21 protein-coding genes are annotated in these 19,932 nt (G+C 68.9%); 9 read left to right on the top strand and 12 right to left on the bottom strand.

Going from position 1 to position 19,932, the window contains the following annotated elements; translation table 11 throughout:
* Positions 1-6: 6 nt before the first annotated feature.
* The 3 genes from AB0C01_RS32095 to AB0C01_RS32085 are packed head-to-tail and all read left to right on the top strand — an operon-like array spanning position 7 to position 3,100.
* Entirely contained in the window at positions 7-1,413 is a 1,407-nt protein-coding gene (locus AB0C01_RS32095) for a selenium-binding family protein (protein WP_357253303.1), read from the top strand.
* Positions 1,410-2,039, top strand: coding sequence for a hypothetical protein (locus tag AB0C01_RS32090; protein WP_357253305.1), 630 nt, complete (start codon positions 1,410-1,412; stop codon positions 2,037-2,039). Before AB0C01_RS32095 ends, AB0C01_RS32090 begins: the two co-directional genes overlap by 4 nt.
* Positions 2,040-2,083: 44 nt before the next feature.
* Positions 2,084-3,100: a methyltransferase gene (locus AB0C01_RS32085; protein ID WP_357253307.1), complete on the top strand. Its 1,017-nt coding sequence runs from the start codon at positions 2,084-2,086 to the stop codon at positions 3,098-3,100.
* Between the two features lie 89 nt (positions 3,101-3,189).
* On the opposite strand, the gene AB0C01_RS32080 is transcribed toward AB0C01_RS32085, so the two are convergent.
* The gene (locus AB0C01_RS32080) at positions 3,190-4,041 is read right to left on the bottom strand and encodes an alpha/beta hydrolase (RefSeq protein ID WP_357253309.1); all 852 of its coding nucleotides are present in this window, start codon (positions 4,039-4,041) and stop codon (positions 3,190-3,192) included.
* Between the two features lie 140 nt (positions 4,042-4,181).
* Here AB0C01_RS32080 and AB0C01_RS32075 point away from each other — a divergent pair, with 140 nt between their 5' ends.
* A complete protein-coding gene (locus tag AB0C01_RS32075) occupies positions 4,182-5,048 on the top strand; it encodes a metallophosphoesterase (protein WP_357253311.1) in 867 nt (288 codons plus the stop codon).
* A 129-nt stretch (positions 5,049-5,177) separates the two neighbouring features.
* On the opposite strand, the gene AB0C01_RS32070 is transcribed toward AB0C01_RS32075, so the two are convergent.
* Positions 5,178-5,582 carry an SgcJ/EcaC family oxidoreductase gene (locus AB0C01_RS32070; RefSeq protein WP_357253312.1) on the bottom strand — a complete coding sequence of 135 codons (405 nt, stop codon included), beginning with the start codon at positions 5,580-5,582 and terminating at the stop codon, positions 5,178-5,180.
* Between the two features lie 224 nt (positions 5,583-5,806).
* On the bottom strand, positions 5,807-6,337 hold the full coding sequence (locus AB0C01_RS32065) for an NUDIX domain-containing protein (RefSeq protein WP_357572912.1): 531 nt from the start codon (positions 6,335-6,337) through the stop codon (positions 5,807-5,809).
* 257 nt (positions 6,338-6,594) lie between these two features.
* Between AB0C01_RS32065 and AB0C01_RS32060 the strand changes: the two genes are divergently transcribed.
* Positions 6,595-6,969, top strand: coding sequence for a hypothetical protein (locus AB0C01_RS32060; RefSeq protein ID WP_357572911.1), 375 nt, complete (start codon positions 6,595-6,597; stop codon positions 6,967-6,969).
* Positions 6,970-6,999: 30 nt separating this feature from the next.
* Here AB0C01_RS32060 and AB0C01_RS32055 read toward each other — a convergent pair whose 3' ends face one another.
* Positions 7,000-8,232: a helix-turn-helix transcriptional regulator gene (locus AB0C01_RS32055; protein ID WP_357572910.1), complete on the bottom strand. Its 1,233-nt coding sequence runs from the start codon at positions 8,230-8,232 to the stop codon at positions 7,000-7,002.
* Positions 8,233-8,554: 322 nt separating this feature from the next.
* Here AB0C01_RS32055 and AB0C01_RS32050 point away from each other — a divergent pair, with 322 nt between their 5' ends.
* Both AB0C01_RS32050 and AB0C01_RS32045 read left to right on the top strand, forming a co-directional pair.
* Entirely contained in the window at positions 8,555-9,304 is a 750-nt protein-coding gene (locus AB0C01_RS32050; RefSeq protein ID WP_357572909.1) for a helix-turn-helix transcriptional regulator, read from the top strand.
* Positions 9,305-9,328: 24 nt separating this feature from the next.
* Complete coding sequence (locus AB0C01_RS32045) at positions 9,329-9,799, top strand: NUDIX domain-containing protein (RefSeq protein ID WP_357572908.1); 471 nt, start codon at positions 9,329-9,331, stop codon at positions 9,797-9,799.
* On the opposite strand, the gene AB0C01_RS32040 is transcribed toward AB0C01_RS32045, so the two are convergent.
* The 7 genes from AB0C01_RS32040 to AB0C01_RS32010 all read right to left on the bottom strand — a co-directional run bounded on the left by AB0C01_RS32040 (position 9,787) and on the right by AB0C01_RS32010 (position 15,875).
* The gene (locus AB0C01_RS32040) at positions 9,787-10,341 is read right to left on the bottom strand and encodes an HDIG domain-containing metalloprotein (RefSeq protein ID WP_357572907.1); all 555 of its coding nucleotides are present in this window, start codon (positions 10,339-10,341) and stop codon (positions 9,787-9,789) included. The two genes, AB0C01_RS32045 and AB0C01_RS32040, sit on opposite strands and share 13 nt — an antisense overlap.
* A gap of 120 nt (positions 10,342-10,461) precedes the next feature.
* The gene (locus AB0C01_RS32035) at positions 10,462-10,941 is read right to left on the bottom strand and encodes a hypothetical protein (protein WP_357253325.1); all 480 of its coding nucleotides are present in this window, start codon (positions 10,939-10,941) and stop codon (positions 10,462-10,464) included.
* Positions 10,942-11,098: 157 nt separating this feature from the next.
* Positions 11,099-13,486 carry a discoidin domain-containing protein gene (locus AB0C01_RS32030; protein ID WP_357572906.1) on the bottom strand — a complete coding sequence of 796 codons (2,388 nt, stop codon included), beginning with the start codon at positions 13,484-13,486 and terminating at the stop codon, positions 11,099-11,101.
* Between the two features lie 160 nt (positions 13,487-13,646).
* Positions 13,647-14,879: a putative sulfate exporter family transporter gene (locus AB0C01_RS32025; RefSeq protein WP_357572905.1), complete on the bottom strand. Its 1,233-nt coding sequence runs from the start codon at positions 14,877-14,879 to the stop codon at positions 13,647-13,649.
* On the bottom strand, positions 14,879-15,025 hold the full coding sequence (locus AB0C01_RS32020; protein WP_357572904.1) for a hypothetical protein: 147 nt from the start codon (positions 15,023-15,025) through the stop codon (positions 14,879-14,881). The genes AB0C01_RS32025 and AB0C01_RS32020 overlap by 1 nt, the downstream gene beginning before the upstream one ends.
* A 181-nt stretch (positions 15,026-15,206) precedes the next feature.
* Positions 15,207-15,287, bottom strand: a complete 81-nt coding sequence (locus tag AB0C01_RS32015; protein WP_357253448.1) for a putative leader peptide — start codon at positions 15,285-15,287, stop codon at positions 15,207-15,209.
* A 69-nt stretch (positions 15,288-15,356) separates the two neighbouring features.
* Positions 15,357-15,875: a helix-turn-helix domain-containing protein gene (locus AB0C01_RS32010; RefSeq protein WP_357572903.1), complete on the bottom strand. Its 519-nt coding sequence runs from the start codon at positions 15,873-15,875 to the stop codon at positions 15,357-15,359.
* A 197-nt stretch (positions 15,876-16,072) separates the two neighbouring features.
* On the opposite strand from AB0C01_RS32010, the gene AB0C01_RS32005 reads away from it, so the two are divergent.
* Positions 16,073-17,254 carry an FAD-dependent monooxygenase gene (locus tag AB0C01_RS32005; RefSeq protein ID WP_357572902.1) on the top strand — a complete coding sequence of 394 codons (1,182 nt, stop codon included), beginning with the start codon at positions 16,073-16,075 and terminating at the stop codon, positions 17,252-17,254.
* 94 nt (positions 17,255-17,348) lie between these two features.
* On the opposite strand, the gene AB0C01_RS32000 is transcribed toward AB0C01_RS32005, so the two are convergent.
* Complete coding sequence (locus AB0C01_RS32000; protein WP_357572901.1) at positions 17,349-19,202, bottom strand: adenylyl cyclase; 1,854 nt, start codon at positions 19,200-19,202, stop codon at positions 17,349-17,351.
* Positions 19,203-19,374: 172 nt separating this feature from the next.
* On the opposite strand from AB0C01_RS32000, the gene AB0C01_RS31995 reads away from it, so the two are divergent.
* Positions 19,375-19,833 (top strand): hypothetical protein, encoded by a 459-nt coding sequence (locus tag AB0C01_RS31995; RefSeq protein WP_357572900.1) that lies wholly within the window; start codon positions 19,375-19,377, stop codon positions 19,831-19,833.
* The last annotated feature ends 99 nt before the right edge of the window (positions 19,834-19,932 follow it).

Below are 19,932 nucleotides of genomic sequence, written 5' to 3'. Positions count from 1 at the left end.
GATCCGATGACCCGCTGGACCCCCGATCCCACCTTCTACCCCTCCCCTTCGGAGGCGGCGACCGCGCCGGCGGAGAAGCTCGCCTACGTGGCGGCCTTCGACCGGACGGCCAGCCGTCCGGACGCCATCGTGGTGCTGGACACCGATCCCGACTCCCCCGCCTACGGCACCGTGGTCGGCTGGACGGACCTGCCGCACCTCGGCGACGAACTGCACCACTTCGGGTGGAACGCGTGCAGCAGCGCGCTCTGCCCGACCGCCCCGCACCCGCACGTGGAGCGGCGCTACCTGATCGTGCCCGGCCTGCGGTCGTCGCGCATCCACGTGCTCGACACGCAGCCCGACCCGCGGCAGCCGCAGGTGGTCAAGGTGATCGAGGCGGAGGAGTTGGCGAAGAAGGCCGGCTACTCGCGCCCGCACACCGTGCACTGTGGCCCGGACGGCATCTACCTCTCCGCCCTCGGCGGCGCGGACGGCGCGGAGGGGCCGGGCGGCATCGCCATCCTCGACCACACCACGTTCGAGGTACGCGGAGCGTGGGAGTCCGACCGGGGTCCACAGTTCCTGGCGTACGACGTGTGGTGGCACCTCACGCAGGACGTGCTGGTCACCAGCGAGTGGGGCACCCCGTCGATGATCGAGGACGGCATCATCGGTGAGTTGCTGCTGGGCCGGCGCTACGGCCACGCGATCCACTTCTGGGATCTCGCGAAGCGTCGACACGTGCAGCGCGTCGACCTGGGCGAGGCATACCAGATGCCGTTGGAGCTGCGCCCGGCGCACGACCCGACGAAGTCGTACGGGTTCGTCGGCGTGGTGATCAGTGTCGAGGACCTGTCCGCCTCGGTCTGGCTGTGGCACTCCGACGGGGACGCCTGGGCGGTCACCAAGGTGATCGACATCCCGGCCGAGCCAGCCGACCCGGCGGATCTGCCCGACCTGCTCAAGCCGTTCGGCGCGGTGCCGCCACTGGTGACCGACATCGACCTGTCGGTCGACGACCGGTTCCTCTACGTCTCCTGCTGGGGCACCGGAGAGCTGCGCCAGTACGACGTCAGCGACCCGCTGCACCCCGTACAGACCGGCTCGGTGCACCTCGGTGGGATCGTGCGTCGCACCGCACACCCGTCCGCGCCCAACGAGGCCCTCGCGGGTGGGCCGCAGATGGTCGAGGTCAGCCGGGACGGCCGCCGGGTCTACGTCAGCAACTCCCTCTACGGCGCGTGGGACGACCAGTTCTACCCCGACGGGGTGGGTGCCTGGTTGGCGAAGCTCGACGTCGACACCGACGCCGGCGGGCTCACCCCCGACGAGCGGTTCTTCCCGCACGGGGAGGAGTTCCGCGGGCTGCGGGTGCACCAGACCCGGTTGCAGGGCGGGGACGCGTCCTCCGACTCGTACTGCTTCCCGTGACCGTCGCCACCTGGGTGACGCTCGTCGCGCTCGGCGCGTTCCACGGTCTGAACCCGGCGATGGGTTGGCTCTTCGCGGTGGCCCGGGGCCTGCAGGAACGCAGCCGGGCGGCCCTGCTGCGGTCGCTGCCACCGATCGCGGCGGGGCATCTCGCCTCGGTGGCCATCGTCGCGGCGCTGGTCAGCGCGACCCGGTCGGTGACGGCGAGCACCGCCGTGGCGGTGGTCGGTGGTCTGCTGCTCGTCGGGTTCGGGTTGTGGCGGCTGCTCTCCGAACGGCACTTCCGCTGGGCGGGGATGCGGTTGTCCCCCGCCCAGCTCGCCGGCTGGTCGTTCCTCATGTCGTCGGCGCACGGCGCGGGCCTGATGCTGTTGCCGCTGCTGGTGACCGCGCCGGTGTCCGGGAGTCATTCCGGGCACCTGGCCGCCGCGCCGGTGGGCGCGCTGTCCGGGCTCGCGGCGGCGGGGGTGCACACCGTTGCCATGCTCGCCACGGCCCTGGTCGTGGCGGTGCTGGTCTACCAGGTGCTCGGGGTCGGGGTGCTGCGTCGGGCGTGGTTCAACGTGGATCGGCTCTGGGCCGGCGTGCTGGTCGCGGCCGGACTGGTGACCCTCATCCGGGCGTGAAATCGACCGTCGTGGACTTCGACAACCTATGATCTGATGTTTCCGTGACCACTCCCACTCCCCTCATGCGCCTGGTGGCCGGTGTCTGGGGGTTCAAGACCCTCGCGGTCGGCGTCGAACTCGGCCTGTTCACCAGGTTGGCCGGCGGTCGGACGATGACTGTCGACGAGGTCGCCGCCGAGTTCGGGCTGCCCGACCGGCCCGCGGACCTGTTCCTGGCCGCCACCGCCTCGCTCGGCCTGTTGGAGAAGGCCGGCGACGGCTACCGCAACACCGAGTTGGCCGAGCAGTTCCTGGTCGAAGGCCGCCCGTACTACTTCGGCGCGCAGGTGCGCTACTCGGACCTGCGCACCTACCTGCCCTGGCACCGCATCGGCGAGGCCCTGCGCACGGATCGGCCGTTGACCTGGGACCCGGAGTCCCAGCAGTCGATGTTCGACACCGAGGACCCGGCGATGCTGGCGCAGTTCTGGGACGCGATGTTCTCCACGTCCAGCTTCACCGCCAGCGCGTTGGCCGACGCGTACGACTTCTCCGCGCATCGCCGGTTGCTCGACGTGGGCGGCGGGGCGGGGGCGTTCCCGATCGAGTTCTGCCGCCGCCTGCCCGACCTGCGGGCCACGGTGCTGGACCTGCCGCACGTCTGTGTACGGGCGCGGGAGCGGATCGCGGAGGCCGGTCTGACCGGGCGGATCGACGCGGTCGCCGGGGACTTCCTCGTCGACCCGGCGCTGCCGGGCGGGCACGACGTCATCCTGCTCAGCATGATCCTGCACGACTGGGACGAGCCCACCAACCGGGCGCTGCTGGCCCGCTGCCACGCGGCGCTGCCGCCCGGTGGGGCGATCGTCGTGTGTGAGCTGCTGCTCAACGACGAGCGCACCGGTCCGCCGGAGGCGGCGCTGATGGGCATGAACATGCTTGTCGAGACCGAGGGCGGCCGGAACTACTCGGGCGCGGAGTACATGGCCTGGCTCGCCGACGCCGGTTTCGTCGACGTGCGTACCGTGCCGTTCGACGCCCCCGGTGCCAACGGCGCGGTGGTGGCCCGCCGACCCTGACCGACGGCGGCACCCGGCCCCGGTGCGAACCGTGGGCCGGGTGCCGCGGCGCCGCAAGGCGCGGGCGTCCGATCGGCTACCGGTACGGGTCAGGCGCGAGCCTTGGCCGGCTGCTTCATGAAGTCCATGATCGCCTTGTTGACCTCGTCGGCGTGGGTCCACGGAATGCCGTGCGGCGCGCCCTTCATCGTGATCAGGTTGGCGGTCGGCATCATCGGCCCGAGCCGCTGACCGGTCACCGGGTAGGGCAGCACGTTGTCCTTGTCACCCTGCATGATCAAGATCGGCACGTCGATCTTCGGCAGGTCCTGACGGAAGTCCTCCTGCCAGGCGGTCACGCTGTCGTGGGTGGCCCTGGCCGAGGCCATCGCGCCGATCTGCCAGTGCCCCCGGTACGCGTCCTCGCTGACCAGCTTGCCCTTGTTCTCGCTGTAGTTGAAGAACGCGTCGCAGAACTGGGTCAGGTAGGCGTAGCGGTCCTTGATGATGGCCTGCTGGAATCCCTGGAAGAGGCTCGTGTCGACACCCTCCGGGTTGTCCTTCGCCTTGGCCAGCATCGGTTGCAGCGGGCTGAGCAGCACACCGCGACTCACTCGCTGGGAGCCGTAGTTGGCCAGGTAGCGGACGACCTCGCCGGTGCCCATCGAGTGACCGACCAGGGTCGCGTCCTTCAGGTCCAACTCGGTCATCAACACGTCCAGGTCGGCCGCGAACGTGTTGTAGTCGTAGCCGAAGGTCGGCTGGGCCGAGTTGCCGTAGCCGCGCCGATCGTAGGTGATCGTCCGGTATCCGGCGTTCAGTAGCGCGTTTGTCGCCTTCTCGAAGGTTGCCCCGTTGAACGGGAAACCCGCGATCAGCACGACCGGCTTACCGGAACCGTGATCCTCGTAGTACAGGTCGATGGGCGCGGAGTTTTCCGTACCCACGGTGATGAAAGGCATGTTTGTCTCCTGCTCCGGTCTCGGGCTGTCGGACGTCGCGGCTTTCCCGCCGAGTCGGCGGATATGCCGGCGACGGGACTCGCCCAGGAACGCCGGACAGGGCCTGTTCGGATCGGGCCGCGACGCCTAGCCTCGAAGGGGTGAGCCCATCTCCGCGGCTGCGGGCCGTCAGCGACCTGCACATCGCCCACCCGGAGAACCGCTCGTTCGTCCAGGAGCTACACCCGGACCACGACGGCGACTGGTTGCTCGTCGCCGGCGACGTGGCCGAACGGTACGAGGACATCGAGTGGGCACTGGCGCTGCTGAGCACCCGGTTCGCGACTGTCGTCTGGGCGCCGGGCAACCACGAGTTGTGGACGCCACCCAAAGACCCGGTGCAGCTGCGCGGCGTGGCGCGCTACGAGGCACTGGTCCGCATGTGCCGTGGGCTGGGCGTTGTCACCCCGGAGGATCCGTACCCGGTCTGGGACGGCGTGGGCGGCCCGGCCACGATCGCCCCCCTCTTCGTGCTCTACGACTACACGTTCCGGGTGCCCGGGGCGAGCACCAAGCAGGAGTCACTGGGTCTGGCGTACCGGGCCGGGGTGGTGTGCAGGGACGAGGCGCTGCTGCACCCCGACCCGTACCCGAGCCGGGAGGCGTGGTGCGACGCCCGGATCACCGAGACCGAACGCCGGTTGGCCGCACTCGACCCGACCCTGCCGACCGTGCTCGTCAACCACTACCCGCTGGTGCGCGAGCCGACCGACATCCTGTGGTACCCGGAGTTCGCCCAGTGGTGCGGCACCGTCCGCACCCGCGACTGGCACCTGCGCTTCGGTGCGGCCACGATGGTCTACGGGCACCTGCACATCCCCCGCACCACGTTTTATGACGGGGTGCGGTTCGAGGAGGTCTCGCTGGGCTACCCGCGCGAGTGGCGGCGACGCGGCCCGGTGCCCGACCCGGTGCGCACCATCGACCCCGCGGAGGACTTCCGCCAGCGCGCCTCGGTCAACGGTTAAGACCGCCACCGTCGCCCAGCCGAGCCCCGCCCCGCCCCGCCCCGCCCCGTCGATCATGAGGTTGACGGACGATTTGATCTACACAAGGCCCGCCAACTCCATGATCACCGGGGCAGTGGGGCGGGGCGGTCAGTGACCGGCCAGCGGTGTGTTCTGGTACGCGGCAAACAGCCAGCGGCCCTCGAATCGCTGGGCCACCAGCGAGTACACGGTGCGCTTGTTGCCGTCGCTGGAACGGTTGTCCAGGTATTCGATGTGCCCGTGCGCGATCAGCAACGCCACCTCGCTGGTGATGAAGCGGATGCTCTCGATCCGACCGACCAAACGGCTGTTGCGTGCCCACGCCGAGAAGATGATGTCGTGGCCGTCGACGATCTCCTGCCAGCCGTGCTCGATCATCCCGTTCGCGATGATGTAGTCGGCGTCGGGGGTGAAGCATTCGGCGTAGGCGGATGAATCGCCCCAACTGTCGAGCATGTGCTGGTAGTGAGCGCGGATCGCGGCCTCGTCGGCGTAGCTGACGGCGGCGGTCATGGGGAGCCCCTCGGCTCGTAGGGCCAGGCAGGCCCACTACGAAGAGGCTTCGCAGGGGCCGTGGCACGAATGTGCGCCTGGCGGAAATCCTGCGAGGCGAGTCTGAGACTCGCTGGAGGATCGAAGACTCGATCCCTTCGGAGCCGAAAGCTCCTAAACATTGGTTCCCACGCCAACCCTACCAGGACCAACGGAGATGCTGTCGCCAGCCAACTCGGGCGCAGTCAGGGGTGCATCGGTCCGCCTCTCGGCGATTGGCCAACTGGGATATCTGCCTCGACCAGGATACGGCGGAAAATAGGCTCCCAGCCGGTCGGAATAGTCACCGCGTCCCACACGCCTTCCGGAGGGACGAGACGGCGCTCGACCATCTCGTGCTCGGGCATCCACGCATCCAGGCGGACCTCGGCGCGCCACAGCGCCCGCACGAGCACGAGACCCTGCTCTGACCCTCTCCTGCACACCCCACGGCTGAAGCCCAGCAATCGACAGCCGAGCACCGTCGCGCACGCCTCCTCGCTCACCTCACGGGCCAGGGTGCCGGACCAGTCCTCGTCGGCCTCCGGGCGTCCGCCCGGGAACTGCCAGTGCTTGCCGTCATCGCTGACCAGGATCACCTGACCAGCGACCACGCAGACCCCGGTCGATCCGTGTGGAGTGCCCGCGGGAGGGTTCGACGGCGGATACCAGGAGGACTGCCAGTGGTCGGCAGCGGTGATGATGTCGACGGCTTCCCCGTCCGTCGCGATGTGCACCACGCGATGCTGCCCGTTGCCCAACCGGCCCGTCCATCTGGTTACGTGGGTGCCCGCCAGCGAGGCAGCCGCCTCAAACTGGTCCGCCTCACGTCCTGTCCGGACGTCGGGGTGGCACGATGCGTGCTGTGGGTTGGTTCTTGGTGGTGACGCCCCTGCATCAGGCAGCCGAGAATGGTGGACTCGAGTGGGCGGCCGGCGCCGAGTCTTCCTTTGGTCTGCCCGAGGAGCCACCACCAGTCCGTCAGCTGCCGACAGTGGAACAGGTCCTGTCGGCGTTTCGGGAGGCTGGCTGTCACGGCACTCCGTGGTTCCAGGTCACGGGGCATGAACCGGTCGTCGACCTCCCCGGCTGCCCGAACCCCGCCAGGTGCGCGTCAACGGGTGGCCTGGACCTGGGAGAGGTCACGCTGGGCGTCGATGGTGCCACCCGCGACGAGCCGGTGGCGTTGAACCAGGCTGTGACCGACATCGGATTCCGCAAGCCATCGGGCCTCGCCGTTCTGAGCGCGTCGGTGGCGCTGGCATCGCGGGCCGGGCCGTTGCTGTTGTTCGACGACAGCGGCACCTGCGCGTTCGTGGTGTCGCCGGGCGACGACCCGACCAACCTCGCCAAGCACTGGCCGTGGTAGCCATACCGCCCTGCTTTCCGGTGCGGCCGGTCAGCGGGTAAGGCCGACCACCGCCGCCAGTCGCGCGACGCCGGCCGGTGTCGGCTGCGCGCGGGCAATCTCGGCGATCACGGTACGCACCAACGGCCGGCACCGGACCTCGGCCGGCGCGACGTGGTCCGCGTCGACGAGGGCGCGGGCGGCCCCGCGCAGGTCACCCAGCCTGAGGTACGTCCGCGCGACGTCGAGCAGGTACGCGTCCCGATACTCGGCCGGCAAACGCCGCCACCCCTCCCGCCGCACCACTGTCGAGTGCCGACGCACTGCCTCGGCGGCATCGTCTCGTTGCGCCGCCAGCAGCACCCGGGCCAACTCGACGGCAACCGGCCCGAAGCTGGTGCGGTGCGGATCGTCGTACCCCCGAAGGTTTGCGGCGATGCCAGCGGCCCGGTCGATCAGCTCGCCAGCACGGCGGTGCTCACCACACCCGGCAGCGGCCAGGGCGGCCTGCACCAGCAACGTCCCACCCACAGCCTGGTCCCGGCGATCGGTCTGACCCCGGTGATCAAGAGGTTTGCGGGAAATTTGATCTACAAAAGTCCCGCTAACCTCTTGATCACCGGAGTGGGTTGAGGGTGGAAGGGCGCGGTTGGCGGCGGGGAGCAGCGCGGCCAACGCCAGGTGGTCTCGGTTTTGCGCCCGGAGCGCCTGGGCGATCGACACGACCGCTGCCGCCGACAACAGCGGATCGTCACCGGCGGCGGCCCTTGCTCGATCGGCGGCCAGCCAGCCGAGGTCGGCCGCACCGAGCTTGACCAGCAACGACGAGGTGATCCGGTACGCCTGCACCAGCAACTCCGGCGACCGCGAGCCCTGGACGGCGTCGAGCAGGCCCGGCAACGTCCGCACCAACTGGGCGTAGTCCGCGTGCTGATAGGTCAACCAGGCGTATCCGACCTGCCTATTCGCCTCTTCCGTCGTCCGCTCTGACGCCTGCGAGGTGTCGTAGCGCGCAAGAGCGGCCCGGATGTCGTCCACCCCCTCGACAGTGCCGATCGGTGTGCGCTGCGGCCGCTGGCTGAGCAGCACCTCGGGGTTGACCCGCAGCACCTCGGCCAACTCCTGGATCACCGAGTACCGGTCCAGGGCGCGCACACCCCGCTCGACCTTGTCGACCCAACTCTTCGACCGACATATACGATCCGCGAGCTGCTGCTGCGTCATCGAGCGCCGTACCCGCCAGCGCGCGACCCGGCGGCCGATCGGCAGGTCATCGCTGGTCACGCCGCCACCGCCGATCCGGGACCGCGCGAGTCGTGTCCTCCACCGGTACGCGGTCTGCCTCCGCCTGCGCGAGGAGGCGCTGCTTGGCGGCCTCCCGCTCGGCCGCCTCAGCCTGCTCGCTCTTGCTCGCCGCCTCGTCGCCCTACATTCCCACCTCCGTCAACCGGCGCACGATTGTCCTGTCTGGACGACAGGTCCTGCAGAACCAGGCTCTGCGAATTGGTAGTGACAACTTCACCGCGAGTTACGGACGAGTGGGGACGTCCTTGCTAGGTTGAGTCGTCCCAATGTCGTCCTCGGACCCCGGTGAGCAGGAGGTGTGATGCCGAACGACCGTCTTCGCCACGGGATGCTCAAGAAAGGCCTGACGGCGTCGACGCTGGCCGACAAGCTCGGTGTCGACCCGAAGACTGTCGAGCGGTGGGTGACGCAGACCCGCAACCCGTACCCGCGCTATCGCCACTCCATCGCGGAGCTGCTCAACGAGAGTGAGGCGTACCTCTGGCCGGACGCACTTCCGACGCAGCGGGCCGTGCAGATCAGCCAGTCGGAACTAGTCCACATCTACCCGCGTCGCGGTGCCGTCCCCACCGACCTCTGGCAGCGACTCCTGGAGCACGCCACCCGACAGGTCGGCGTCCTGGTCTACGGAGGCCTGTTCCTGCCGGAGTTCAACCACCGCTGGATCCCGACGCTTCGGGAGAAGGCGTTGGCCGGGGCGCAGGTGGAGTTGCTGTTCGGCGACCCGGAGGGCGAGCACATCGCCGAGCGTGGAGATGCCGAGGGCATCGGCCCAGCCATGTCCAACAAGATCCTGAACGCGTTGGCCTTCTACAAAGATCTTCGGGACCTGGACAACGTTGGGATCTACTACCACGACACGATCCTCTACAACTCCATCTACCGCTTCGACGACGAGATGCTGATCAACACTCACCTGTACGGCACCCCGGCTGCATACGCGCCGGTGCTGCACCTGCGCCGCCTTGGCGGCGGGGATCTGTTTGACAGCTACGTCGCCAGCTTCAACCGCGTCCTCGGCAAGAAGCGGGCCGTCTGGCCCGAGCACTGATCCGTCCAGTGGAAGGTTGACGGCATGGCCCGGATCGAGCACTTCAACAACCCAAGCGCCCCGAAGCCGAACAGCATCGTCGTAGCTGTGACCGTCTTCGTCCAGGATGACCAGGGGCGCGTGCTCCTCATCCAACGCTCCGACAACGATCTGTGGGCACTCCCCGGCGGCGCACAGGACTTCGGCGAGTACATCACCGAGACGGCCGTACGGGAGACGCGTGAGGAGACAGGCGTCGAGATCGAGGTAGCCGGGCTGGTAGGGGTCTACAGCAATCCGAACCATGTGGTGCAGTACAGCGACGGCGAGGTCCGGCAGCAGTTCTCGATCTGCTTCCGAGGCCGCTACCTGTCGGGCGACCCGACGACCAGCGATGAGTCATCGTCAGTGCGTTGGGTGGCGCAAGACCATCTGGACCACCTTTCGATCCATCCCTCCATGCGGCTTCGGGTCGACCATGGATTTCAGTGGAGTCCCGAGCCCTACCTCTGCTGAGCTGACATGCGTAGTTTGGTCCTGCGTATCGCGTCTTGAAGCGCCGGCTCCGCTTTGTGCCAGAACCGAGTCACCACGTCGTCCGGGCCGTAGCGCTCTCGGATCTCCTCCAACCTCTCATCGACGGTCAAGTCCTGACCGTCTGGACCGGTCGTCATGTCCGCGTACCAGAGTGCGTCCGAGGTGGCCGTCTCCTCACGGGGAAACTCGCTGGCCAAAGCCTGACCCAGACCGCGCTCGTCTGCTTCGTACGCGGCGCAGGAGTGATGGGCAACCAGAGCAGCGACTCGAGCATCGAAGCCTCGACGCCGAAGCCAGCGCGCGCCGTCCAGCGAGTGCAAGCCCGTATCGGCGACAGCTAGGGAGTATCCGATGTCGTGGAGCCAGGCAGCCGCGACCAGCAGGTCTGCATCGTCTCCGACCAGGTACGCAAGCTGCTCCGCCTTGGCCGCCACGGCCTGTACGTGCAGCCACCGACGGGGTAGGTAGCTCCGCAGGTGACGCTGCGAGACTGCCGCAGCTAGCTCTGAGTAGGTACCCACACGGAAATTCTATGAGGCTCCACTTGGGTTGGGCCGCCCCTATCCACCTCGGCCCGCCGCTAGCCCTACCCGTTCCTCGGTCTGCGCCCACATCCGCAGGTTCGTAATGATCGGGGACTGCTACAGCAGGTTCCTGAGGAGGCCCAGGTGCTTCCGCATCAGGCGGATACATGCCAGCCGCTCCGCCCTGTCATCAAAGGTGTACAAGTACCCGGCCTCGATGTCGATATCAGCGGCCGGGGCCGGCCTGGACAATGCATCCTTCCTGAATTCACTGTTCCTTTCGCGCACCTTGTCGACCAGATTGTCATAAGCGGCGCCAATCTCGGCGGACTCTAGCGTGAGCCAGCGGCGATAGAAAGACAGTGATTTCTGCGTCTCACCGAGCATCTCTGCGAGCTTGGTCCGAGTCTCGGGGGTACCGTCATGCAATCGCAAGAAAGTGTAGGGCAACTGCCTGTAGTGCTCGACCATTTCTAGCGCTTCCGCGTATCGCTGAGCTCTTTCCCCGCGCCTTGTTGCAGCGCTGTTGAGGAGATAGCCCACCAACGCCGTGGCCGCTGCGATTATGCCAACAACAATCGTCGGATCAAGCGTCATGAGCATCATTGAAGCAGGACCGAGCAATACAGCGTGCTCGGTACACGCAGCTCAGCGAGGAGGGTCGCGGCAGTCGCGGCCGAAGGCAATGGCGCTGCGCCCACTCGCCTGGTGGGTGTCGGCCGCCGGTCGGCGTCCGGCGGCCGCCCACCTCGGCTCAGCTCGCGTACACCTCCAGGCCCGACAACTGCCCGGCCGGCCACCCGCTGTTGCCGGTGACGGTGATTCGCACGTAACGCGTCTGCGCGGCACTGAACGTGATCGTCACCTGGTTCCCGCTGGCCGGGTCGAACGTGCGCCCCGCCGAACCCGACAACATCCCGAAGCTGCCCCCGTCCGTGCTGCCCTGCACCGCGATGGTCTGCGTCCGGCTGCCCCAGGCTGACGACGGCGGCAGCTTCAACACCACCCGCCCGACCGCGCGCGCGGAACCCAGGTCGACCTGCACCCACTGCGGGAACGCGTTGTTCGCGCTCTCCCAGTAGCTGTTCGCGTCGCCGTCGACCACGTTCCCCGACGCGTAGCTCTGGACGTGGCTGCTCTCCGAGGTGGACCGCCCCCGAGCGAGGTCCGCGTTGGCCGCAGCGTCCGTGGTGACCGTGACCGAGTTCGAGGCCGCCGAGGTGTTGCCGGCCGCGTCGCGCGCGGTGACCGTGAAGGTGTACGCGGTGGACGCGCTCAGCCCGCTCACGGTAGCCGTGGTGCCCGTGACGGTGGCGACCACGTTGCCACCCTGACGCACCTGGTAACCGGTCACCCCGGTGTCGTCGGTGGAGGCCGTCCACGCCAGGGACACGCTGCTCGACGTCTTGCCGGTCACGGTGAGGCCGCTCGGCGTGCTCGGCGGGTTGTCGGTGGTGCCGCCTGAGGCGTACACCTCGACCTGGGCGAGTTGGGCGGCCGGCCAGCCGGTGTTGCCGCTGATGCTGAGGCGGACGTAGCGGGTCGTGGTGGTCGTCAGCGTGCGGGTGACGGTGTTGCCGGTGGCCGGGTCGAAGGCGAACGCGGAGGCCCCGGCGATGGTGGTGAACGATCCGCCGTCGACGCTGCCCTGCACGGTGATGGTCTGGGTACGCGAGCCCCAGCCGGCGGGCAGTCGTACCACGAGTTTGTTGACCTGGTGGCTGGCGCCGAGGTCGACCTGCCACCAGTGCGGGAAGGCGCCGCCGCCGCTCTCCCAGTAGCTGCCGGCGTTGGCGTCCACCGCGTTGCCCGACGGGAAGCCGCCGCCCTGGCTGCTCGCGGAGGTGGACCGGCCGGCGGCCAGGTTCCCGCCGGTCGGGGGTGGGGTGCCGGTCGTCGGTGGGGTGGGGCGGACCGCGGTGAGCGCGAGTTGGCCCTTGAGCATCCGGCCGCCGTCGGCGGTGATCCGCAGGTAGTAGTCGGAGGAGCAGGCCACGCCGTCCTCGTCCAGGGCGCGGATGTTCGCGCCGGCCGGGGTGGTGGCCTGGGTCTCGGAGGTCTTGGCGATCTGGTTGCCCTCGTTGTACTCGTCGAACATGGACACGTAGAGGCCCTGGGAACCGAGCCGGACCATGTTGTAGATGTGCCGCCAGTAGAAGTCGCCGTGTCGCCGGTGGCCACCGGCGAGGTCACCGGGCATCACGCAGGGCAGGTAGTCGATGCCACGGGCCGCACAGTCGGCCATGTCACCGATGTTGACGTTGTTGTAGTACGAGTCGAGCCCTTCCAGGGTGTCGGTCCGGTAGACCATCCAGGGCGAGATCGCGTTGAACGCGTGGTAGACGTCGAGGAAACCGGGGCGGGAGTCCTCTCGGCCCAGCCGCCACCAGGTGGGCACACCACCGATGACGTAACAGCCCTGCGCCTTGAACCAGTTGATGACCTCCAGGCAGGGGCCGGGGGTGAAGGGGCGACTCGATTCGCTGAAGCCGAAGCCCCAGATGCAGACGACCGGCTTGCCGTTCTGCCGGGCGTACGCGCTGGACGCGGTGTGCGTGGACATCTTCGTCGTCCAGTCGGCCTTGATGTCCGCCTGCATGGTCAGCCAGTCGGTGACGTCGTACATGATGTAGAACTTGCGGTTGTGGCGCTCGGCCGCCGAGCGGACCTTCAGCGTCATCGCGTCGCGGGTCGGCCCCTCGTCGCCCGTCGGGTTGAAGCGTTGCAGGGCTGCGGTGTCGCAGCCGTACTCCTGCATCCACCGGAAGTGGGTGTCCACCGTCTGCTGGTCGTAGGAGGAGAAGAGGGTCGCCGGCGATCCGCTGCCGAGGTTGGGGTACGCGGTGGGGTAGCTGCGCGTGTACTCGCGCATGTCCGGCCAGGACACGATCGTGGTGTTCGCGGGCGAGGGCGGCTGGAACCGGTCGCGGCTCCAGTGCCACCAGCCGCCGATCGGCGCGGAGTCGCCAGGGGCACTGAACCAGCCCTGGTAGCCGACCGTCACCTTGCCGACCACGTCCCCGGGGGGACTGGCGGCGGAGGCGGGGCTGGCCAGGGTGGTGAGCAGCTCGGTGGTGGAGGCGGCGGCGAGGGCGGAACCGCCCAGCACCGACGTGACGAACCTGCGGCGGGAGACCGCCATGGGGACCACTCCTTCGGGACGGAAGGCATTGACGGCCATCGTGGCAGGAGTGGTTGCCGTATCGCAAGAGTTCGACTGATCGATGAAATTATTCGCGTGCGGAGCGGAAGTAGTGAGCGCCCCGCCCCCGAACGGGCCGGGGGCGGGGCGCTCACCCCGTTCAGGCCGAGAAGTTGCGGAACAGCAGGGACGCCAGGCCGAGCGCCAACGCGAGGTTGAACACGGTGGCACTGGCGAACACCGCCACCGGCCGCCACCCGGCCTCCCGCAGCGACGCGACCCGGACCTCCAGGCCGATGCTGACGAAGGCCAGGATCAGGAACCAGACGCGCAGGTCGTTGACGATGGCGATGGTGGCCTTGCCGTCCGCGCCGGCCCCGTCGAGATACCAGGTGGCGATGACCGAGGCGGCGATGAAGCCCAGGACGAACTTCGGAAACCGGGTCCACAGCTCGCGCAGGCCGGGCCGTTCCGCGCCGGGCCGCCGCTCCACCCGCAGGGTGAAGTACGCGGTGAGCGCGACCGCGACCACACCCATCAGCGCGTTCTGGGTGACCTTGACGATGCTGGCGATCTGGAGGGCCTCCTCACCGGCGATCGCTCCGGCGGCGGTGACCGCGGCGGTGGTGTCGATGTTGCCGCCGATCCAGGCGCCGGCCACCGCGTCGGACAGCCCGAACACGTCGGCCAGCCAGGGCAGGATGAAGATCGACGGCAGCGCGAAGATGATGACCAGGCTCGCCGTGTAGGCCAACTGTTCCCGGCGCGCCCGGACCGCGCCGGCCGCGGCGATCGCCGCGCTGACCCCGCAGATCGACACCGCCGACGCGAGCAAGGCGCGCAGCTTGTCCTCGAGGCCGAACTTGCCGGCCAGCCACCAGGTGAAGAAGAAGACCCCGCTGATCAACAGGATCGCCTGGGCGATCGCCGGGCCGGCGGCACTGGCGATGACGGCCAGGTTGATCGAGGCCCCGAGCAGCACGAGGCCGGTCTTGATGAAGAACTCGGTCCGGAACGCGGCCACTATCCGGTCCCGCCACCCGAGCAGCGTGACGGCGACGTTGCCCAGCAGGCCCAGCAGGATGGCGTAGACCGGGTACTCGATCGCCGCCCCGATGTCCCCGACGGCGGTGCCCTCGGCCCACCCGGGAACGTTCTGCTCCAGGTAGCGGGTGAGCGCGGCGAGGCCGAGCACGATCACCAGGCCGAGTGCCGTCCACGCCCAGAACCGACCGTCGCGCGCCGTGTGGGTGGGGCCGGCCGGGTCCACGGTGGTGGGTGGGCCGCTGGCCGGGGCCGGCCCGACGGCGTCGACGGCGCCCGTCGCGTCGCCCTCCCGGGTCGCGTCGCCCGCCCGGGTCGCGTCGCCCGCCCGGGTCGCGTCGGTGGTCATCAGGGCACCAGCCCGGCGGGGATGGCGCCGATCAGGACCAGGGCGAGCAGCGCCAGGCCGAGGACGGTCGCCACCCAGTCCTCGTTGAACGCGAGCCGGGACTCGCCCGCCGTCGGCCCGGTGGATGGTGATTGATCGGATGTCATGGCGTACCTCCATGGGGGTGAACCGATCCCGTGGTGGCGGGTTCGGTGGGGGGCGGGACAGGAAGCGGGTGCCCTGGGCGACCACGCGCAGACCGCCGGGGTCGGTTGGGCCACGGGGTGGCGGGTGAGTTGCGGCCGGGGCCGGATGAGGGGTGCGGGTGGCGCCGGCGCTCGTCGGCGGTCAGCGGCCCGGACAGAGCTCGGAGGCGACCCGCATCAGGTCGACGGCCCGACGCGAGGTGAGGAACGGACCAGCCGGCATCCGCCTATTTTCCTACCATCCCAGTAGGAATTCAAGACTCTTGGCGTGATTGTCCGCCCGGAGGATGACTCAGGGCCTGACCGGCTGCGGGCGAAGCCCGTCCATGATGACCGACACATAGCTCTCGGAGAGGGCTGGCGATGCCGACTGCGACCTCGCGACCGCGTAGGTCACCTCACCGATCAGCACGGTGACGACGGAGGCCTCGATATCGGTACGGATCGCACCGTCGTCGCGGGCCCTGGTGATCAGGTCGAGCCCGGCGGCGTTCAGGGCGGCCCGTTGCGCGGTCGTCGCCGGCAAGTCCATCTCCCCGAGTCGTTCGCCCATGATCCAGTACGTGGACTGAAACGCGATCACCTCGACGAGGAAGCCGCGAAGAGCTTGTTCGGCATCCGGCTCGAGCAGCGCGTCACGGCCTCGCTGGACGAGCGGTACGAGCAACTCGGCCACGGCGGCGTCGATGAGCGCCTCCTTGCTGCCGAAGGTGCGAACGACAGTAGCCGCCCCCACCCCCGCTCTCCGCGAGATCGCGTCGACCGTGGGAGTGGCACCTCCCTCGGCGAGGAGCGTCTTCGTCGCGTCCAACACGCGTTGGCGATTGCGGACGGCGTCCGCTCTGCGTCGGGTGGCACCGCTCGCGGCCGGGGTTGACATCTGAAACGACCATTCCATATCGTCATGTGGAACATGCATTTCAGTTAGCCTACGAAACCCCCACCGGACCACGCAAGCGGCGTACCTGCCACTGGCGTGCTCCTCGCTGTGCCACGAAGGAGGAGTCGATGAACCGGCGGATCCTGATCTCCGGTGCCAGCATCGCGGGGCCGACCGTGGCGTTCTGGCTGGCCCGGCACGGCTTTGCGCCCACGGTGGTCGAGCGGGCACCTCGCCTGCGTGAGGGCGGCAACGGCGTCGACCTACGTGGGCAGGCCGTCGACGTCGCCGAGCGGATGGGGATCATGTCGCAGACCCGTGCGGTGGCGGCGGACGTCCTCGGTATGTCCTTTGTGAACGCGGCCAACCGAAGCGTGGCCCGCATCGACATGCAAGCGATCCGGGGCGGAGTCGCCGGCACCGAGGTCGAGATCATGCGCGGCGACCTGGCGGCCATCCTGTACGAGACGACCAAGGACGACGTCGAGTACATCTTCGGTGATTCGATCCGCACCATGGAGCAGGACGACAATGGTGTGACCGTCACCTTCGAGCACGGTCGGATGAGGCGGTTCGACCTGGTCGTCGGCGCCGACGGCACGCACTCGACGGTGCGACATCTGGCCTTCGGCCCGGAGCCGGAGTTCCTTACCCACCTGGGCCACTACTTCGCGTCCGCCAACGCGGACCCGGGCCTGGGTGAGCAGCGGTGGGTGACGCTCTACAACCAGCCGGGCAGGGTGGCCGGGATCTACCGCTCAGGCACCCACGCCGGGGCGAAGGTGAACTTCCTGTTCCGCAGCAGGCCGCTGACGTACGACCACCGGGACGTCGAGCAGCAGAAGCGGCTGCTGAGCGAGGCGTTCGCGGGTCTGCCATGGGTCGTACCGGAACTCCTCGCGGGCGCACTCGCCGATCCTGACTTCTACTTCGACGCGCTGAGCCAGGTGCGGATGGGGTCGTGGTCGTCCGGGCGGGTGGCGCTTGTTGGAGACGCCGCGCACTGTGCGTCACCGGCGGCGGGCGCCGGGGCGACGCTGTCGCTCATCGGCGCCTACCGACTCGCGGGCGAGTTGTCGTCCGCCGGCGGGGATCATCGGATCGCGTTTCGGCGCTACGAGCAGGGCCATCGGAAGATGGTCGAGCGAAGTCAGTCGAGCCTCTTCATCGGTATGATCGCGCCGAAGAGCCGCCCGGGCATCTGGGCTCGAAACACGATGGCCCAACTGCCGCTGCTCGCAGCCATGGCCGCGGTGGAGCGCCGCCTACAGCCCAGAGCCCTGCCGCTGCCGGACTACGAGTTGAGCTAGTCGACCGCTCGGACCGGCGAGCCAGGCCGTAGCGGATCAGCCCATCGGGGCCGGAGCCTCGCCGGCTCCGGCCCCGTCGGTGCGCCCGAGATCCCTACGGGGTCGGGTACTGCGCGAGGTAGACCGGCGCTCCGACCTTTGTCATGTCGGCCGCCGCACCGACGCCGTTGACCACGTGGTCGATCGTGCCGGCACTGAGGTTGACGGTCATGATGTGGTGCAGCCGCACACCCGGCTGGTTCGGGACCTCGAAGCCGTTCTCGGTGTGGATCGACGGGTTGTTCTGGTTGAAGACGTACACCCCGCCGCCGTACAGGGTGTGGTGCCGCACCCGGTCACCGACCTTGTACCCGGCCCAGCCCTCGACCGCGCCGTTCATCCAGTCGGCCTGCGTCGGCGGGTCGTACGGCAGCTCGTTCTGGTAGAGGATCGTGGTGCCGTGCTCGCCGTTCCAGACGGTGTTGTAGCGCTGGAAGTGCTCGACGAACAGGCCGGTCGCGGTCACGTGGTCGCCGTTGATGACGGCGCCGTAGCGACCGGTGTTGGTGCGCCAGCGGTCGGTGTCCCCGTTGACGCCCTCGGTGAAGCCCTCCACGCCGTGGTCACCACGCCACACCCAGGTGTGGTCGATGAGCACGTGGTCGCTGTTGACCTCCAGCGCGGTGTTCGTCCGCCCGATGTGCGGACCGCCGACCCGGAAGTACACGTCGGACAGCGTGGTCGGGTTGGTCGGGCTGCTGGCGTCGTGACCGTGCTGGCGGCCCACCCGCAACAGGACCGGCGACTCGACCAGACCGGCGTCGATCGTGACACCCGCGACGATCACTCCGGGAACGCCGGCGACGTCCAGCGGGATGGCGCCGTTCACCGCCGTGAGGGTGGCGTGGCCGATGCCGAGCACCACGGTGCCGGGCCGCCGGACCTCGATGCTGCGCGCGATGTCGTACGTGCCGGGTGTGAGCAGCAGGTGCTTCCCGCGCGCGAGTTGGGCGTTGATGACGCGTACCGGGTCGGTCGGCTTGGCGATGAAGAAGTCGCCGATGTCGAGGGTCCGCCCCGGCGTCACGCCGTCGGCCCAGGAGACTCCCCGGCTGTCCCGCTGCGCGGCGGGCACCCGCACCTGGTAGCGACCCTTGGCGTCGACGAAGAGGTACGGCTTCTCCCGACTGAGCGGGGTGGTCTCCAGGGTCGTGTACGGCGGGTCGGGGAACGTGGCGTCGTCCGGCGCGCCCTCGACGCCCGCGAAGACCTGGTTCCACACCGCGTTGGACCAGCCGCCGACCTCGCTGTTGCGGGTCAGCCACTGCTGTTGGGAGCCGTTCGTGGTGGCCGGCAGCCGCGAGTCGGCGATGAACCCGCCACTGGCGTACTGCGGGCCGGCGGTGCAGTAGTCCATCAGCGACAGACCGCCGCCGCCGATGTTCAGCCGGCGCATCGACACCGCCTGGGACACCGCCCAGAAGTTCGCGGTCGAGCGGCAGTCGTCCTGACCGGCGGCGTTGATGGTGAGCGACAGGTTGGACAGGGTGCGCCAGAAGTTGACCAGGGCGAGGCAGTTGCCGGTGCCGCCGTCGGCCAGGCAGCGGTTGTAGACCTCGAGTTTGCCGTTGACGGTGACGTCGGTGGGCGAGGCGCCCAGGCCGGACACCTCGGTGTAGTAGCCGACCTTGGCCTGCAGGGGCTGCTCGGCCGTGCCGTACGTGCCCGGCTTGAACAGGTAGGCGTGCCGCGCGGTGCCCATCTCGTTGTCGACCTGCCGGGCGTGCGCCGCGTCCAGGGTCTGCTGGATCTCGTCGACCGGCATGGACGGGTCGAAGATCGTCACGTTCGGGCCGAAGTCGGGTGCGCCGTGCGTGGGGTGTCCCGCGGTGGCGGCCGTGCTCGTCGTCACGACCGCGGTGGTCACCAGAAGGGCAAGCAGGAGGGTACGTCGGGACGGGGTTGTCATGTGGTTCGTCCTCTCCGCTGGCCGGAGGCGTACCACCGGCACAGCTGGGGCGTGAGAGCGCTCTCTGACGCGTAGACATGTTTCTACCCGTTGGATCGATCACACGCCATGACCGCGGGCGGCGAACTTCGGGAGGGACGGGTGAGAATGGAGCCGACGCGAGGAGGCGTTGATGGCCATCGACTCGTTGCCCCACCTGGACGAACACTCCACTCTCATCGCGGCGGACACCGACCGGATCTGGCCCCACCTGACCGACATCGTGGAGAGGTCCTTCGCGCGGCTGGGGATGACCGGGTACGCCCGGCTCGTGAGGGCTGCCGACCCCGTCTCGTCCGGGCCACGACCGCTCGCCGCCGGCTCGACGTTCCCCGGGTTCCGGGTGGCCACCGCGATCCCCGGTCAGGAGCTGGCACTGCGCGGCAGTCACCGGTTCTCGACCTACGCGCTGATCTTCCGCCTCGACCCAGCCGGGCCGGGCCGATCCCGGCTACGAGCCGAGACGCGCGCCGTCTTCCCCGGCCTGACCGGCGGCCTCTACCGGCAGATCCTGTTGACCTCGGGCGGTCACGTGATCGCCGTCCGCCGACTGCTTGCCGCAATCCGCCGCAAATCCGAACAAGCCCCATAACCCCCACCCCACCCCACCCCACCCCACCCCGCCCCGCCCCGCCCCGCCCCACCCCACCCCGCCCCGCCCCGCCCCGCCCCACCCGGTCGATCATGGAGT

The organism is Micromonospora sp. NPDC048905, from assembly GCF_040649655.1.
Lineage (GTDB): Bacteria > Actinomycetota > Actinomycetes > Mycobacteriales > Micromonosporaceae > Micromonospora.
The sequence above is the reverse complement of the archived record's forward strand: the minus strand, read 5'-3'. Positions and strand labels throughout refer to the sequence as shown.